Below are 16667 nucleotides of genomic sequence, written 5' to 3'. Positions count from 1 at the left end.
TTTCAACACTACAAGAAACCGTACTAATCACGACGAGGACGTTCATGACGGCGATTCAGCTCAGCCAGCACGTCATCAAGCGGTAGCTTGCGCTCCTGCAACAGCACCAGCAGGTGATAAATCAAATCGCTGACCTCCAGGCGCAGTTCGTCATTATCTTTATTTTTGGCGGCAATGATCGTCTCGGATGCTTCTTCGCCAACCTTTTTTAAGATTTTGTCTACACCTTTATCAAAAAGATAAGTCGTATAGGCCCCTTCAGGACGTGTCTCTTCGCGCTCCTTAATAATCGCCTCCAGCTGGGCAAGTACCTCAAAGCGGTCTGCTGAAGCACTGGAAATATCATCGGTTTGATTTACCAGCGCGTGGTCTCCTGCATTTCCTGCAACAGGTACTACAGCCGTTCCTGGCGCGGAAATATCACGAAAAAAGCAGCTCGTTGCTCCTGTATGACAGGCAGGACCACTCGGAATGACACGTACCAACAGGGCATCACCATCACAATCCAGCTGGATGGAGGTGATTTTTTGCGTATTCCCCGAAGTAGCCCCCTTGTGCCACAGCTCCTGTCTGGAACGAGACCAGAACCAGGTCTCTCCCGACTCCAAAGATAGTTTCAGCGACTCGCGGTTCATATAGGCCAGCGTCAGCACCTGAAGCGTAGCATCATCCTGCACAATCGCCGAGACAAGTCCTGCCTCATTCCAGCGGACATTATCCAGTATCTGCTCCAGAGATAGCTGTTGGTTCAATTCGTTGCTCATCGTATCTCCACTCCTCTGCGCTTCAAATCCCGTTTTAGCTCAGGGATTCCTATTTCTTTATAGTGAAAAATCGTTGCTGCTAATCCAGCATCCGCTTTGCCCGCCGTAAACACGTCATAGAAATGCTCCTGTTTGCCTGCTCCGCCAGAAGCGATAACTGGAATCCCGACGGTATCCGATACCGCGGAAGTCAGTGGCAGGTCAAAGCCGTCCTTGGTTCCGTCCGCATTCATGCTGGTCAGCAGAATCTCACCGGCTCCCAACTGTTCAGCTTCCTTGGCCCAGGCCAAGGCTCGGATACCAGATGGCGTGCGGCCTCCGTGCGTATACACTTCCCACTCGCCCCACGCCTCGTTGTACTTGGCATCAATGGCAACAACGATACATTGTGAGCCAAAACTGCGCGCACCCTCCGCAATCAGCTGAGGGTTACGGACAGCCGCCGTATTTACGCCAATTTTATCAGCTCCGGCACGCAAAATGCGTTTCATATCATCAACATGAGATATCCCGCCACCTACGGTGAAAGGAATGGCAATTTCCCCGGCTGTCTGACGAACTACTTCTTCCATGGTGGCACGCCCTTCAACTGAAGCAGAAATATCCAGAAATACGATTTCGTCTGCCCCTTCCCGGTCATAAAGCGCCGCCAATTCCACCGGATCGCCTGCATCGCGTAAGTTCACAAAATTAACGCCCTTAACCACCCTGCCATCCTTTACATCCAAGCAGGGAATAATACGTTTAGCCAGCATGCCTACTCCCCCTATGCCTTTGCTACAGCTTGTACGGCGACCTGTAAATCAATGCTACCCGTATACAATGCCTTACCCACAATAGCACCGCCTACACCCTCTTTCGCATAGGCGCTCAGCGTGATTAGATCGTCCATCTTGCTGACACCGCCGGAAGCGATCACGGTTCGTCCACTGCTTTTCGCAAGCGCTACGATAGCCTCCACATTCGGGCCTTGCATCATTCCGTCGCGGGAAATGTCTGTGAAAATGAACGTTTCCGCTCCCTTGGAGGCCAACTCAGCAGCCAATTCGTCCGCTCGAACCTCCGAGGTTTCAAGCCATCCACGCGTGGCCACATAGCCATTCCGTGCGTCCAGACCAATGGCGATCCGATCACCGTAGGTACCCAATACCGCTTCCGTAAAAGCACGATCCTCAATCGCTGCCGTACCCAAGATCACACGGCTCACGCCCAGCGACAACAGCCGCTCCACATGTTCTCGTGTACGCAAGCCGCCACCCACTTGTACAGGCACTTGCACCGCAGAAGCGATGCGCCCAATGAGCTCATCGTTCACCGGTTGACCTGCTTTAGCACCGTCCAAATCAACCAAGTGAATGTAGGAGCCGCCCAAACGCTCCCATTCTTGGGCAACCTCCACCGGGTTTTCGTTGTATATCGTCTCCTGGTTATAATCTCCTTGTACCAGTCGTACACATTTGCCATCGCGAATATCAATCGCCGGGTATATCGTGAACAAAGTATGACCCCCTTGTGAGCTATTCAACATCTATATGCCTTTACATCAATTAACGACCAAAGTTGGCGTACCACCAACTGTAGACTCACGAATCGTTACGCTCGGTTTCCCGCTTCCGCTAGTTCCAAAAACTGACGAAGCAATTGCATCCCCATTTCCCCGCTTTTCTCTGGATGGAACTGCATGCCATATACGTGGCCTCTGCCCACGATAGCTGTTACAGGCCCGCCATAATCGGTCACCGCCAGCAGGTCACTATCGACCTCTGGCTTGGCATGATAGGAATGCACAAAATACACATGTCCTTCCTCCAAGCCCTGTAGCAACGGGTGATCTGGCTGAGTCATACGCAGACGATTCCAGCCCATATGCGGCACTTTAACCCCCAGATCAGGAGCAAACCGAACGACCTCGCCTGGCAAAATATTAAGCCCTTCGTGACTGCCGTATTCTTCACCACGAGTGAACAACAGTTGCATTCCTAGACAAACACCGAGCAGTGGTTGTCCCGTGCTTGCAACCTCCTGAATCACCCGATCCAATCCGCTGGAACGCAAATGCTCCATAGCGTCCCCGAATGCCCCTACACCCGGCAAAATCACACCGCTGGAGGAACGAATCACTTGGGCATCTCCCGTTACTACAGCCTCATAGCCAAGACGCTCAACCGCCTTGCTCACACTATGCAGATTGCCTCTGCCGTAATCCACAATGGCAATGGACATGGACTACAGCACTCCCTTCGTTGAAGGCACTCCTGTCACTCGCGGATCAATGGAGGTCGCTTCATCCAGTGCACGTCCCAGTGCCTTGAACACCGCCTCAATCATATGGTGGGTATTTTGCCCGTAGTGAACGATGACGTGTAGCGTCATGCGAGCCTCCAACGCAAATTTCCACAGAAATTCATGCACCAGTTCTGTCGAAAAGCTCCCTACCTGCTGTGATGGATACTCCGCACGATACTCAAAATGGGGTCGGTTACTCAGATCAATGACAACTTGCGCGAGCGCCTCATCCATCGGTACAAAGACGCTGGCATAGCGCTTAATTCCTTTTTTATCACCCAACGCTTCCAGCAAGGTTTGCCCCAGACAAATACCAATGTCCTCCACGGTATGATGATCGTCGATATCAACATCCCCTCTGGCCTGTACATTCAGATCAAATTGTCCGTGCTTGGTGAACAAATCCAGCATGTGATTCAGAAAAGGAACATCCGTTTCAATCTCAGCTTGCCCTGTGCCGTCTACTGCAAAAGATAGCTGAATATCCGTTTCGTTCGTCTTTCGGCTGACGCTGCCTGTACGTCCTTTTACGTTATTTTCGTTCCCCATCGCCATCCACCGCCTTCTTTTCATTGTCCAATCGAACTTGTATCGCCCGTGCGTGACCTTCCAGTCCTTCATGGCGGGCAAGCTGCATAATCGTCTCTCCATTGCGCAGCAGCGCTTCCTTGCTGTAATAGATCATACTCGACTTCTTGATAAAATCATCAATATCCACTGGCGAAGAAAACCGCGCCGTTCCATTCGTCGGGATAATGTGGTTAGGTCCGGCAAAATAATCGCCTACCGGCTCCGAGCTGTACGCTCCCAGGAAAATAGCTCCCGCGTTTTCGATCAGACCCACATGTTCCATCGGCTGCTCTGTCATAATTTCCAAATGTTCCGGTGCCAGTTGGTTTACAATATGGATGCCCTCTTCCAAAGTATCGACGACAATGATAGCTCCGTATGCCTCCACCGATGCAGCAGCAATATCTCTGCGCGGCAGCTCTGCCAATTGGCGCTGTACTTCAGCTGATACTTCTTCGGCCAAGCGTTGCGAGGGCGTGACCAGTATGGCTGAGGCCATTTCGTCATGTTCCGCCTGTGAAAGCAGGTCAGCCGCTACATAAGAGGAATTCGCCGTGTCGTCAGCCAACACGACAATTTCACTTGGTCCCGCTATACTGTCGATATCCACTGCGCCGTACACCTCGCGCTTCGCCAGCGCTACATAAATGTTGCCTGGACCGCAAATTTTATCGACTGGTTCAATGCTATGTGTTCCGTAAGCGAGAGAGGCAATCGCCTGCGCTCCGCCAACCCTATATATTTCCGTTACACCAGCCTCTGCCGCAGCTACCAGTGTATATGGATCTATCCCTGCCTTGCCGCCTGTCGCCGGGGGTGTCACCATGACAATCTCCGGTACACCAGCCACCTGAGCGGGAATGACATTCATCAGCACCGAGGATGGATAGGCTGCTTTACCGCCCGGAACATACACGCCTACACGTTTCAACGGTCGGATAATTTGGCCGAGCAAGCTACCATCCGGCTGTAAATCCATCCACGAATTACGTTTTTGCTTCATGTGAAAAGCACGGATATTATCCGCCGACTCTCGAATCGCCTGTAAAAAAGAAGGCTCTACCTTGTCATATGCCGCCTTCAATTCTTCCTCCGTCACACGAAGTTGCTCTGCTATCAGCGATACACCATCAAACGATTGCGTATACCGCAGGACAGCCTCATCCCCTTCTTGGCGTACCGACTGAATAATGGTACGCACAGCCTCATTTTGCTCAGGTGTGCCGTAATCCACCTCCCGTTGGAGACTGAAATCACGGGCTGATACGATCTTCATTTGTCCATTCCCCCTTACTTGCAGCTTGCAGAATGCCCATTAACCATTAGCTTATTCCTTTAGTTCATTTACTCCCGGGGTGCCACCGCAGCTGGAATCACCTGATGCAATCGATCACACAACGCCTGAATCGAGCTGTTTTTCATCCGGTAGCTGACCCGGTTGGCAATCAGACGACTCGTAATATCCAGTATGCTGATCTGCTCGACCAATCCATTCTCCCGCAAGGTCTGCCCCGTTTCCACCATATCAACAATACGGTCTGCCAGACCAATTAACGGCGCCAGCTCAATGGAGCCATTCAGCTTAATAACCTCCACCTGCTGGCCTTGCTCCCGAAAATACTGGGAAGCCACGTTCGGATATTTTGTAGCGACCCGCTGACGAATACCTGGCTGCCAATCTGGTAAAGCAATCACCGACATCCGGCAACGAGCAATCCCGAGATCCAGCAGTTCATACACATCCTTATTCTCTTCCAGCAAAACATCCTTGCCCACAATGCCGATGTCCGCCGCCCCATACTCTACGTACGTAGGAACATCGACGGGCTTCGCCATAATAAATTCCATGCCTAGCTCAGGCAGTGGAATGACCAGCTTACGCGTTTCGTCCACATCCAGTGGAATCGGAACCCCCGCCTGGCGAAACAGCTCGGAAGCCTGCTTATAAATCCGTCCCTTTGGCATGGCTACCTTCAACGTTTCCGTCATGGCAATCCCCTCCTTTGTACTGGCTGTCTTCCTTCTGCTGTATAGCTGTATACCTCTGCGTACAGGCCCTGCTGCTCACGACGTCGATCTTCCGGTCCTCCCGTGAGCCCTGTCACTACAGTAAGGCCTATTGCGCGTAGCTGTGCCGCTGCAGATAACGCCTCTTGGCGTCCCTGTTCGTCATAACGGATAAGTACAGGAAGCTTCGTCTCCATTTGGATACCATCCACACCATCGACGATCCGGTTTGTCTTCAATGCAAAACCCGTTGCAGGTACGGAGCGACCAAACTGCTGAAGCAGATTGTCATAGCGACCTCCGTTGCATACCGGGAACCCAATCTCCGCCGCATAGCCCTCAAAAGTCATTCCTGTATAATATGAGAAATCCCCGATCATGGTAAGGTCGATTAACACATGCTCAGATACGCCGTAAGCCTCCAGCACTTCCCACACCTCGCATAAATGTGCAATGGATCGAATCGTCTGCTGCTCCACACTAAGACGGGTAGCCTGGTCACAAATTTCTTTCCCACCGCGCAACCGAAGAATAGCTTCCAACTTATCCCGATGTTCGGGAGCCAAGCCCAAAGCTCCAATCGCTGTTCGGTAGCCTACTACATCACGACTGAGTAACAGTTCCTTTAGCGCTTGTTGTTCAGCCTGACGGCCGGGAATGATTTCCTCAAATAAGCCGTTCAGGAATCCCACATGCCCCATGGCAATTTTAAAAGAGGTCACCCCTGCTGCCTGTAATGATGCAATTGCCAATGCTACAACTTCTGCATCAGCCTCAGGCGAATCATCACCCACCAGCTCCACACCCGTCTGAAAAAACTCCGCTTCTCTTCCTGCTTCTTCCTCAATCGCCCGAAATACATTTGCGTGATAGGAAAGTCGGAGTGGTACTTCCTCCTCCTTTAGCAACGAAGATACCACCCGTGCAATCGGAGCGGTCATATCCGATCGCAGCACCAACGTGGTTCCCCGGTTATTGAGCAATTTAAACAGCTTCCGATCGGAAGTAGAACTAGCCACTCCCACCGTATCGTAGTATTCCATCGTAGGCGTCATAATCTGGCGGTAACCCCAACGCTCCATGCATTCGAGTACATTCAGTTCAATGGCTCGCAGCTTCGACACTGCACGCGGAAGATAATCTCGAACCCCTATAGGGATCTCAAATCCTTTTGGCTTAGACATCTCTATCACCTCATGATTTCACAATATCTTTATCGTGGTAAAGTGCTAACAAACTAAAGTATATTCGATATATTATCATGCCCTACTTGTGAACGTCAACCGAACGGCGCAGCCCTTTTTTACAGATTCGCCAAGTGGCTGCCCCTCTCTATATTTTATCCAATGCAAAATACATGAATCCTATATGAAAAACATCTATCAGAGTATTTTCCGGAGCAAGACCGCGCTTACCGCTTACGGTAATTTTTGTGCATATGAATTGTTCAGCTCCGCTGAAAATTTATAAATAATTCTATACTCTAAAAAAAGACTGCCAGCCTTAAGCTAACAGTCCAAATCAAAATATTTAGTTATTTACCTGTTCATCTTTACTCCGGGAAGGAAACTTCGGAACCGTGCCCAAACCGATCCATGCAAAGGGTACATATCGAAAACACAACGTCACAATCAGCCATGAGCCAAACAGCGCCAACAACCATCCACCCGCAACAGAGAAGATATATTCTACCGGCGTTCCTTGCAAATCCAACTTGCGATACACCCGCAATAACGCTGGGTGAAGTAAATAAATGCCGAAAGAGCATGCCCCCAGCCAACTGATTAACATTCGCAGCCTATCGTTAGTATGACGATATAATAAGACCGAGAACTGAAACAGCACCAGCGCAGAGACAAGGGCATATGCATTATGGAGCAGTTCATAGATCAGCGAGTCTGCATAGATGGCTTTGCGATATGCTACAAACCAGATTTGTACATATGCTATACCTAGGAGTAGCCAAGCCACCCACAAGCCCCACCAACTGATCAACTGACTGCGACTAATTGCCGTACCTGACACCGGTAAAAGCCACTTTTTAAACCCTTCATATCCAATTGCTACAGCTGCACCCAAGGCAAAATAACTGATATACGTAATCGCAAGACTTCCTCTTTCCTCTTGCCAAACGTATTTGTTCAGCAATACAAACCCCCATTGAATGACTAACCCTACTATCAAAATGACAAAGGCTGCTCTCCGTGGACTCGATATCGAATGGCGTAAACGCTGCACCCCCCACAGCAACAGCGGAAAGACCAAATAAAATTGGATGATGATGATGACATAATACAAATGCGTGTACGCCTTTCCCGTTAACAGCACGAGCGGAAGATCACTGAGCGGCATCAACCCGCGTGTCACCAAGGTTACATAGTACATAAGAGAAAACGAAACATAGGGTAACACAATAAACATCAGTCTTTTTCGGAAAAATATAAGCATATCCTTACCACGAAGCGGCCTATCGACATAATTGTAAAATAAAACAAACCCGCTCACAAAAATAAATACGGGCACAGCAAAGCTACTAAACACATTTAAAAATAAAAAGGGATAAAACAATAGAGAATGACGCGCATCAATTAAAGCCATTGAAGTCGCATGAATGGTAACAACGGCTGCAATTAATATTCCCCGGTAAATATCAAGCTCTGGTATACGTTCTTTTTTGACCAAATCAACACGCTCCCATATCACCTTGCAAATATGTCTGTTATCAATTTTTAAACATAATTAACATGCATTACCCCACTTATTATACAGAAAAACAATGCAAGAAAGACCCCTTAATACATAAGGGGTCTTTCTATTGTGCTATTTACTGCTCATTCACACCAGAGCGTCTTAAATCACGTAACGGATTGCCACCCACAAATGCACCTGCGGGCACGTCTTTATGCACGACGGCTCCGGCCGCTACGATAGCTCCGTCACCGATGGTGACACCCGGCAAAATGGTTGTGTTGGCGCCGATCAACACATGATCACCAATCACCACTTTACCGATACGATATTCCTGTATGAGGTATTCATGAGCCAGTATCGTCGTGTTATACCCAATGACCGAATTGTTCCCTATCGTAATATGCTCCGGAAAAAAAACATCCACCATCACCATCAGGCCGAAGGCCGCATGTTGCCCCACCTTCATCCCCAGCATTCTGCGGTAAATGACGTTTTTCAGAGAAAGCACAGGACAATACCGGGCAATCTGTATAAAAATAAAGTTCTTAATGCCTTTCCAGCGGCTCACCGTCCGATAAATCTGCCACAACGCATTGGGACCTTCTACAGGATAGCGGTTCACCTTTCTCACGATACATTGACACCTTGAAGCTCCAGCTTCAGCAAATCCCGCATATCATGCAACATGTAGTCAGGCCCATATCTGCGCAGAGTTTCCTCGCCCTTGAGCGACCAAGCTACACCAGCCGATTTCACACCTGCTGCCTGAGCTGACAAAATATCAAAAGAACTGTCTCCGACCATCAATGTGTGCTCTGCTTCAGCATTCAAACCTGCCAAGGCCTTAAGCACTGGCTCAGCGTGTGGCTTTGGATGCTCCACATCGTCTACCGTCACAATATAGTCCATAGAGGAAGTCAGATTGAACAGATTAAGTACACGTATCGTGGATGGTCGTATTTTTGTTGTCACAACCCCCAGCTTAATTCCTCTCGCACGCAACTCCTGAATAACCTCAATGACATATGGAAATGGCTTCACCATTTGATCATGATGAATCTGATTATAAGCACGGTAGTCCTTAACTAACCCAGATACATCCGTTAATCCCGAAAAAGTACGGAGTTGATCGTCCAACGTTCCACCCATATGAGGAATAATATGCTCCCGCGTCAGCGCATCAGCATCCGGATGATTCAAAATGTGTAAAAATGTACTGATAATCAACTCATTCGTATCCATGATGGTGCCGTCTAAATCAAACAAAATCGTATTTATCATAGATGCTCCTTCTTGTCCTCGTCCGTGTCTTCCTTAGGTAGCTTATCCGCCGTAGCTGTTGGAGGAACCGCGTCCTGTCCTGGACGGGATACCTGTTCTGGCGTCACGTCAGGTACCTGATCAATCCCCGCTTTGCTGGAGATAATCGGATCGCTATACCGAGCAACAGATGTGCCCTTCCGGCGACGAACCAAAATGAAAATCACGGCAGCTACCACAATGAAAATAGGTAGCAATTGCGAGATCCGTACATTACCGTAACTCGGGTCCAGATGCCCTGGTTCAAACCCTAACCACACCATAGGAGACCACAAAGCATTCACAAAGGAAGCCAGCCAATCCGGTCCCTGAAAAGCCAAACTATCCGTCCGTACACGCTCGATGAAAAAACGGCCAATCGAGTACCAAATGAAGTAAAACGCGAACATTTCGCCTGCACGTATAAATTTCATACGACGAATGACAAGCAGCAAAATCACACCTACAATACTCCACAGTGATTCATATAAAAATGTAGGGTGATGGAACACCCCGTTAACGTTCATCTGATTCACAATGAAATCCGGCAGATGCAGTTGATTTCGCAAAAAAGTCTCTTCCGTCGGTCCACCGTAGGCTTCCTGATTGACAAAATTACCCCAGCGTCCAATCGCTTGACCGATCAGTAAGCCTGGTGCACAAATATCAGCGATACGCCAGAAGTTATACCCTTTATACCGGAAATAAATGACCGCACATATAATGGCCCCGATTAAGGCACCGTATATCGCAATACCGCCATTCCAAATTTTAAAAACATCCCATAAATTATCTCTGTAGTCTTCCCATTTGAAGGCTACATAATAAATACGCGCTCCAATAATAGCTGATGGAACCCCCAGAAGCAGCATATCCATAAAAAAGTCCTGCGGAATACCGAATCTTTTTCCTTCACGGATGGCGAGATATAAACCCACAAGCGCCGCCAGCCCCAAAATAAGCCCATACCAGTGGACTTTAATTGCCCCGATTGAAAAAGCGATCGGATTCAGCAGTAATGTTGCCGTTGACATATGTTTCTCTCACTCCTCGTTCTTCCTTGCAAACGAACAAATCTTAATCCATCTCTTCCATATCTTCAGAAATTGTAGCAGTCAGCTTGTTGGTAAATTGCAGGGCTGCATTAACGCCCATTTGTTTCAAACGATAGTTCATCGCCGCCACCTCGATAATAACAGCCAAGTTTCGGCCCGGACGGACTGGGATCGTAACCAGTGGAACATCTGTATCAATAATGCGTGTCGTTTCCTCATCAAGACCAAGACGGTCATACTGCTTGTCCTGCTGCCATGCCTCCAGACGGACAACCAATGTTATCCGTTTGTTATTACGAACTGCACCAGCACCAAACAGCGTCATCACATTAATAATGCCCACGCCACGAATTTCCAGCAGGTGACGAATCAGCTCAGGTGCTGTACCATGCAGCTGAAAGTCTGACGTTTGCCGAATTTCTACCGCATCATCTGCTACCAAGCGATGTCCACGTTTAACCAGTTCCAGTGCTGTTTCACTTTTACCAATTCCACTACTTCCTGTGATAAGCATTCCCACGCCATACACGTCACACAGTACACCATGAATGGTCGCCGTAGGAGCCAGCTTTCTTTCGAGAAAGCCTGTGATGCGGCTTGATAAAATCGTCGTCGCCATATTAGTACGCAGTACAGGAATATCTCGCTCTGCGCTCGCCTCCACTAACTCAGCCGGTACCTCCAGAGCACGTGTGATGATAATACATGGAGTCAGCTCTGTACACAGACGCTCCATCCGATCCCGTCGCTCCTCAGGAGGCAGCATCCCCAGAAAAGCCAACTCAGACCTTCCCAGAAGCTGTACCCGCTCCTGTGTATGATATTCAAAATACCCAGCCATCTCCAGACCTGGGCGATTCAAATCATCCACTGTGATCAGTCTTCGCAGACCCTTTTCACCAGAAATAACTTCCATTTGAAACTGCTGTACAAGCTCGGATACCTTTACCTGTTTAGCCATTGTATTCTCCCCTTCATCTGCAAAACCGGATTCTATACGTCATTTGATTTATGTAGCTTTACCCTATTAACCATACAGCCCAACGCCAGTCTATGCTGCACTGCACCAATCCACACTCCACTTAATTTAACACTATGGTTCCAGGCTAACTCTATTCCGACAGCTGGATTGATCCCATCTAGGGACCTTGCCTGCATCTAGACCTGTACCATTGTACCCATCGTATCGGAATTTTCCAATGAATGCAATGCCGAAGCTAGTAGCCGTATGCGATATACAAAAAGAGTCGCAGTTCTCCGCTTGGGGAAAACTGCGACTCTCTTCCAGAGGCAAATTTTATTCGCCAACCAGAATACTCAATTCCGATTCCTTATCAAAAATATGAACCTTGTTCATATCAACAGCCAACTTCGCTTTGACACCATCACGAGTATTGGAACGTCCGTCTACACGGGCAATAATCGTATCATTTCCGGCACCGCTCAGGTACAACAGCATTTCATGACCGAGATTTTCCGTTACATCCACAGTGGATGTAAAGATCGTATTCGGAGAAGCCTCCAAGAATACAGGCTCTTCATGAATATCCTCAGGACGGATACCCAAGATCACATCTCTGCCGATATAGCCTTTCGCTTTTAAAATCTGTCCTTTACCTTCTGGTACGAACAGATCCAGACCCGGCGCAGTAAAATGCAATGCACCTTCTTTTTCAACCAGCTGACCTGTGATAAAGTTCATCGTAGGAGAGCCGATAAAACCAGCTACGAACAGATTCACTGGACGGTTGTACAGTTCATCCGGGGATGCAGCTTGTTGAATGATACCATCCTTCATAACGACAATCCGATCACCCATCGTCATGGCTTCAATTTGGTCATGTGTTACATAGATACAAGTGGTTTCAAGGCGTTTAACCAGTTTAGTGATTTCAGCACGCATTTGACCACGAAGTTTAGCATCCAAGTTGGAGAGCGGCTCATCCATCAGGAAGACTTGAGGATCGCGGACGATCGCACGGCCCAGAGCGACACGTTGGCGTTGACCACCGGACAGCGCCTTAGGTTTACGTTCCAGCAAGTGCTCGATATCGAGGATTTTGGCAGCTTCGCGTACTTTCTTGTCGATTTCTTCTTTCTTAACTTTGCGCAGTTTCAGACCGAACGCCATGTTCTGGTACACGCTCATGTGCGGATACAGGGCGTAGGATTGGAATACCATCGCGATATCGCGATCCTTTGGAGCCACGTCATTCACAACACGATCCCCAATGTACAATTTACCATCTGAAATTTCCTCCAGACCAGCAATCATACGAAGTGTAGTAGACTTCCCGCAACCGGAGGGACCAACCAATACGAGGAATTCTTTATCTCGAATGTCCAAATTGACATCAACAACCGTAGCTTTATCTGCACCCGGATATTTTTTGAAAATATGCTCTAAACGTACACCAGCCATAGCTTTTGCCTCCTAAGATCGAGTTATGAAATCGAATACATTTCTTACTTGTATCTTACCCTAGTCCTTGTAGCGTGGCTATTCGCAAACTGCACAAAGATGCTATTTCCTTTTTGTCACTTTGTACAATAGCAGATAGAGCTTGACCAAAACTGCATCATTAAACGTCCGCACGTCCAATCCGGTCTCCTGTTTGATCTTGTCCAAACGGTAAATCAATGTATTTCGATGCACATAGAGACGCTTAGCTGTCTCACTCACATTACAATCTAGTTGAAAAAAGATATCTAATGTAGCCATCGTTTCTGAGTCTTCCAGTATGACAGATGACTTCATTACCTGCTCTAAAAATAGTACGCGTTGTTCCTTGGGAATGCGGTTTAACAGCCTTTCTAAATGAAGCTCCCATGAAAAGTGGATGTGCTCTGTTACATGAAAAATCTTGCCCAGATGTATCGTCTCCCATAACAAATTCAGCTCTTGGGGAAGACTTTGCAAAGGGATCGAAGGCTTAGAAACCGCCAAATGGAATACACCCACCCACTCATTCGCTATAAGCTCATATAGGCCCAAGCTAAAGGCTGTAAGAACCTCCTCCAGCGATTCCGTAAAATCTGCATCCCTGGACTCAGTGTCATCGTCGGCTCCTAATAAAAGCTCCTTTTTAGCCATAATCAGCCAAGACTGTTCGTCCAATGGAGTAAGCAGCACATCCCCTCCAAAATAGCTCGCGAACAATCGATGAAGCTGCGTATAAGTAATAGCCCCCTCCTGGGTTCCCTCGCCATTCAGTAAAATCGGAACCATACACGCTGATAGCGAATCACGAAGCTGCAATTCATCAGGAACCCCTTCTTCCCTGTTTAGATTGGCAGCCTGCTGTATGAGCCATTGTCCAAAACGATTCATCCGCTCTTCCTCGCTATAAATCGGGTTGTCCGACAATTGTGGACCGTTCTTCCAGAACTGCTCCATGTTTGCCAATAACGCTTCTACCAGTTTCCGTTCTCGATCCGTCAAATATCTGGCCTCTACCACAAAGGCAGCCAGTTCACCTGCCGACGCACGAAACGGAAAATATAACTTGTTGTCACGGACAAACGATCTATCCGGAATAACTGAATCGGCTGTCTCTCCTTCTGCCATCATTTCCGGGCACCAAGGCACTATGGTAAAAGGCGCTTGAATAATATTCTGAAGCTGTTGCTGAATCCATTCTGTATCCAGAGTCACGCGATCACCACTTCACTTTTTTTAGAATATAGAATATGCACTAAGCGAACATAATGAACTCATTATAACCTGTCGATACCGTAAAATAAAAAAGCTATATAAAAACATAACTTAAAACAATACAAAAAAAGCCATCAACCTATAGTTGATGACTTCTGATGAGCCATGAAGGACTCGAACCTTCGACACCCTGATTAAAAGTCAGGTGCTCTACCAACTGAGCTAATGGCTCGTAAAACTGGTGGAGGATGATGGATTCGAACCACCGAACCCGTAAGGGAGCAGATTTACAGTCTGATGCGTTTGGCCACTTCGCTAATCCTCCATATAAAGGTGGCTCGGGACGGAATCGAACCGCCGACACGAGGATTTTCAGTCCTCTGCTCTACCGACTGAGCTACCGAGCCATACCCATTAACAAAAAAATAAAGTGCGGAGGGATACCCCTTCCCACTTTAGTACGGCAAAACTATTGAATTGAAAAATGGCGGAACTGACGGGATTCGAACCCGCGATCTCCTGCGTGACAGGCAGGCATGTTAGGCCTCTACACCACAGTTCCCTAGATTTTTCAAAATTTAAAAATGGTGCCGGCGAGAGGACTTGAACCCCCAACCTACTGATTACAAGTCAGTTGCTCTACCAGTTGAGCTACACCGGCACAATGGTGGAGGCTGAGGGGATCGAACCCCCGACCCTCTGCTTGTAAGGCAGATGCTCTCCCAGCTGAGCTAAGCCTCCTGGGTATGTATGGTAGCGGCGGAGGGGATCGAACCCCCGACCTCACGGGTATGAACCGTACGCTCTAGCCAGCTGAGCTACACCGCCATAACATAATATTTCGCTAGCTTGTCCTAAATGGCGGAGAGAGAGGGATTCGAACCCTCGCACCACTTTCGCAGTCTAACCCCTTAGCAGAGGGTCCCCTTATAGCCACTTGGGTATCTCTCCATATAAACGGACTCGCTTAGCAAAACTCCGCAAGTTATTCTGTATCTCACCAAAGTGATTTGGAATATCAAGCGCAATTTCAAGGTTACACCCTGAAAACTGGATCCGAAACTCATTTGCGTTTTATTTTAGGATAAGCCCTCGACCGATTAGTATTGGTCAGCTCCATGCATTACTGCACTTCCACCCCCAACCTATCTACCTCGTCGTCTTCAAGGGGTCTTACTAATTGGGAAATCTCATCTTGAGGGGGGCTTCACGCTTAGATGCTTTCAGCGCTTATCCCTTCCGTACATAGCTACCCAGCGGTGCTCCTGGCGGAACAACTGGTACACCAGCGGTACGTCCATCCCGGTCCTCTCGTACTAAGGACAGCTCCTCTCAAATTTCCTACGCCCACGACAGATAGGGACCGAACTGTCTCACGACGTTCTGAACCCAGCTCGCGTACCGCTTTAATGGGCGAACAGCCCAACCCTTGGGACCTACTTCAGCCCCAGGATGCGATGAGCCGACATCGAGGTGCCAAACCTCCCCGTCGATGTGGACTCTTGGGGGAGATAAGCCTGTTATCCCCAGGGTAGCTTTTATCCGTTGAGCGATGGCCCTTCCATGCGGTACCACCGGATCACTAAGCCCGACTTTCGTCCCTGCTCGACTTGTAGGTCTCGCAGTCAAGCTCCCTTCTGCCTTTGCACTCTTCGAATGATTTCCAACCATTCTGAGGGAACCTTGGGGCGCCTCCGTTACTCTTTAGGAGGCGACCGCCCCAGTCAAACTGCCCACCTGACACTGTCCTCGCACCGGATTACGGTACCAAGTTAGAACCTAGATACGATCAGGGTGGTATCCCAAGGATGCCTCCCTTCAAGCTGGCGCTCAAAGTTCAACGGCTCCCACCTATCCTGTACAGATCGTACCCAAATTCAATATCAAGCTGCAGTAAAGCTCCATGGGGTCTTTCCGTCTTGTCGCGGGTAACCTGCATCTTCACAGGTATTAAAATTTCACCGGATCTCTCGTTGAGACAGCGCCCAAGTCGTTACGCCATTCGTGCGGGTCAGAATTTACCTGACAAGGAATTTCGCTACCTTAGGACCGTTATAGTTACGGCCGCCGTTTACTGGGGCTTCGGTTCATAGCTTCGCCCCGAAGGGCTTACCACTCCCCTTAACCTTCCAGCACCGGGCAGGCGTCAGCCCGTATACTTCGCCTTGCGGCTTCGCACAGACCTGTGTTTTTGCTAAACAGTCGCTTGGGCCTTTTCACTGCGGCCCCCTCGGGCTATTCACCCTACCGAGGCACCCCTTCTCCCGAAGTTACGGGGTCATTTTGCCGAGTTCCTTAACGAGAGTTCTTCCGCGCGCCTTAGAATTCTCTTCTCGCCTA

At 48.7% G+C, this 16667-nt stretch carries 15 protein-coding genes, 8 tRNA genes and 1 rRNA gene (1 of these 24 running past the window's edge); all 24 read right to left on the bottom strand.

Features of this window, described 5'->3' with window-relative positions; all coding sequences use genetic code 11:
- Positions 1–23 precede the first annotated feature (23 nt).
- Positions 24–764 (bottom strand): bifunctional phosphoribosyl-AMP cyclohydrolase/phosphoribosyl-ATP diphosphatase HisIE, encoded by a 741-nt coding sequence (hisIE, locus tag KAI37_RS00895; protein WP_071639083.1) that lies wholly within the window; start codon positions 762–764, stop codon positions 24–26.
- Positions 761–1519: an imidazole glycerol phosphate synthase subunit HisF gene (gene hisF / locus KAI37_RS00890; protein ID WP_013308248.1), complete on the bottom strand. Its 759-nt coding sequence runs from the start codon at positions 1517–1519 to the stop codon at positions 761–763. The genes hisIE and hisF overlap by 4 nt, the downstream gene beginning before the upstream one ends.
- An 11-nt stretch (positions 1520–1530) precedes the next feature.
- Entirely contained in the window at positions 1531–2262 is a 732-nt protein-coding gene (gene hisA / locus KAI37_RS00885) for a 1-(5-phosphoribosyl)-5-[(5-phosphoribosylamino)methylideneamino]imidazole-4-carboxamide isomerase (RefSeq protein WP_104496246.1), read from the bottom strand.
- 95 nt (positions 2263–2357) lie between these two features.
- Entirely contained in the window at positions 2358–2987 is a 630-nt protein-coding gene (gene hisH / locus KAI37_RS00880; RefSeq protein ID WP_220030554.1) for an imidazole glycerol phosphate synthase subunit HisH, read from the bottom strand.
- A 3-nt stretch (positions 2988–2990) separates the two neighbouring features.
- Positions 2991–3599 (bottom strand): imidazoleglycerol-phosphate dehydratase HisB, encoded by a 609-nt coding sequence (gene hisB, locus KAI37_RS00875; protein ID WP_071644167.1) that lies wholly within the window; start codon positions 3597–3599, stop codon positions 2991–2993.
- The gene (gene hisD / locus KAI37_RS00870; protein WP_071639080.1) at positions 3583–4896 is read right to left on the bottom strand and encodes a histidinol dehydrogenase; all 1314 of its coding nucleotides are present in this window, start codon (positions 4894–4896) and stop codon (positions 3583–3585) included. Before hisD ends, hisB begins: the two co-directional genes overlap by 17 nt.
- 68 nt (positions 4897–4964) lie before the next feature.
- Complete coding sequence (hisG, locus tag KAI37_RS00865) at positions 4965–5609, bottom strand: ATP phosphoribosyltransferase (RefSeq protein ID WP_071639079.1); 645 nt, start codon at positions 5607–5609, stop codon at positions 4965–4967.
- On the bottom strand, positions 5606–6811 hold the full coding sequence (locus KAI37_RS00860) for an ATP phosphoribosyltransferase regulatory subunit (protein WP_220030553.1): 1206 nt from the start codon (positions 6809–6811) through the stop codon (positions 5606–5608). The genes hisG and KAI37_RS00860 overlap by 4 nt, the downstream gene beginning before the upstream one ends.
- Before the next feature lie 346 nt (positions 6812–7157).
- Positions 7158–8309 carry an acyltransferase gene (locus KAI37_RS00855; protein WP_076293795.1) on the bottom strand — a complete coding sequence of 384 codons (1152 nt, stop codon included), beginning with the start codon at positions 8307–8309 and terminating at the stop codon, positions 7158–7160.
- 142 nt (positions 8310–8451) lie between these two features.
- The gene (locus KAI37_RS00850; protein ID WP_023986468.1) at positions 8452–8949 is read right to left on the bottom strand and encodes an acyltransferase; all 498 of its coding nucleotides are present in this window, start codon (positions 8947–8949) and stop codon (positions 8452–8454) included.
- The gene (ppaX, locus tag KAI37_RS00845; RefSeq protein WP_220030552.1) at positions 8946–9599 is read right to left on the bottom strand and encodes a pyrophosphatase PpaX; all 654 of its coding nucleotides are present in this window, start codon (positions 9597–9599) and stop codon (positions 8946–8948) included. The genes KAI37_RS00850 and ppaX overlap by 4 nt, the downstream gene beginning before the upstream one ends.
- Positions 9596–10651: a prolipoprotein diacylglyceryl transferase gene (lgt, locus tag KAI37_RS00840; protein ID WP_071639075.1), complete on the bottom strand. Its 1056-nt coding sequence runs from the start codon at positions 10649–10651 to the stop codon at positions 9596–9598. The genes ppaX and lgt overlap by 4 nt, the downstream gene beginning before the upstream one ends.
- A 43-nt stretch (positions 10652–10694) precedes the next feature.
- Entirely contained in the window at positions 10695–11633 is a 939-nt protein-coding gene (gene hprK, locus KAI37_RS00835; RefSeq protein WP_071639074.1) for an HPr(Ser) kinase/phosphatase, read from the bottom strand.
- A gap of 336 nt (positions 11634–11969) precedes the next feature.
- A complete protein-coding gene (locus tag KAI37_RS00830; protein ID WP_071639073.1) occupies positions 11970–13094 on the bottom strand; it encodes an ABC transporter ATP-binding protein in 1125 nt (374 codons plus the stop codon).
- Between the two features lie 102 nt (positions 13095–13196).
- Positions 13197–14327 (bottom strand): PucR family transcriptional regulator, encoded by a 1131-nt coding sequence (locus KAI37_RS00825; protein WP_220030551.1) that lies wholly within the window; start codon positions 14325–14327, stop codon positions 13197–13199.
- 159 nt (positions 14328–14486) lie between these two features.
- A tRNA-Lys gene (locus tag KAI37_RS00820) sits at positions 14487–14559 on the bottom strand.
- Between the two features lie 7 nt (positions 14560–14566).
- Positions 14567–14652, bottom strand: a tRNA-Tyr gene (locus tag KAI37_RS00815).
- 9 nt (positions 14653–14661) lie between these two features.
- Positions 14662–14734 (bottom strand) — tRNA-Phe (locus KAI37_RS00810).
- 78 nt (positions 14735–14812) lie between these two features.
- Positions 14813–14889, bottom strand: a tRNA-Asp gene (locus KAI37_RS00805).
- A 23-nt stretch (positions 14890–14912) separates the two neighbouring features.
- A tRNA-Thr gene (locus KAI37_RS00800) sits at positions 14913–14988 on the bottom strand.
- Positions 14989–14992: 4 nt separating this feature from the next.
- Positions 14993–15068, bottom strand: a tRNA-Val gene (locus KAI37_RS00795).
- A 10-nt stretch (positions 15069–15078) separates the two neighbouring features.
- Positions 15079–15155 (bottom strand) — tRNA-Met (locus tag KAI37_RS00790).
- Positions 15156–15186: 31 nt separating this feature from the next.
- A tRNA-Ser gene (locus KAI37_RS00785) sits at positions 15187–15278 on the bottom strand.
- 129 nt (positions 15279–15407) lie between these two features.
- Positions 15408–16667, bottom strand: a 23S ribosomal RNA gene (locus tag KAI37_RS00780) (it continues 1671 nt past the right edge of the window).

It is taken from the genome of Paenibacillus sp. S25 (assembly GCF_019454085.1).
GTDB classification, from domain to species: Bacteria; Bacillota; Bacilli; order Paenibacillales; family Paenibacillaceae; genus Paenibacillus; species Paenibacillus polymyxa_B.
Note: the sequence above shows the minus strand (reverse complement) of the source record. Positions and strands in the feature narration are given on the sequence as shown.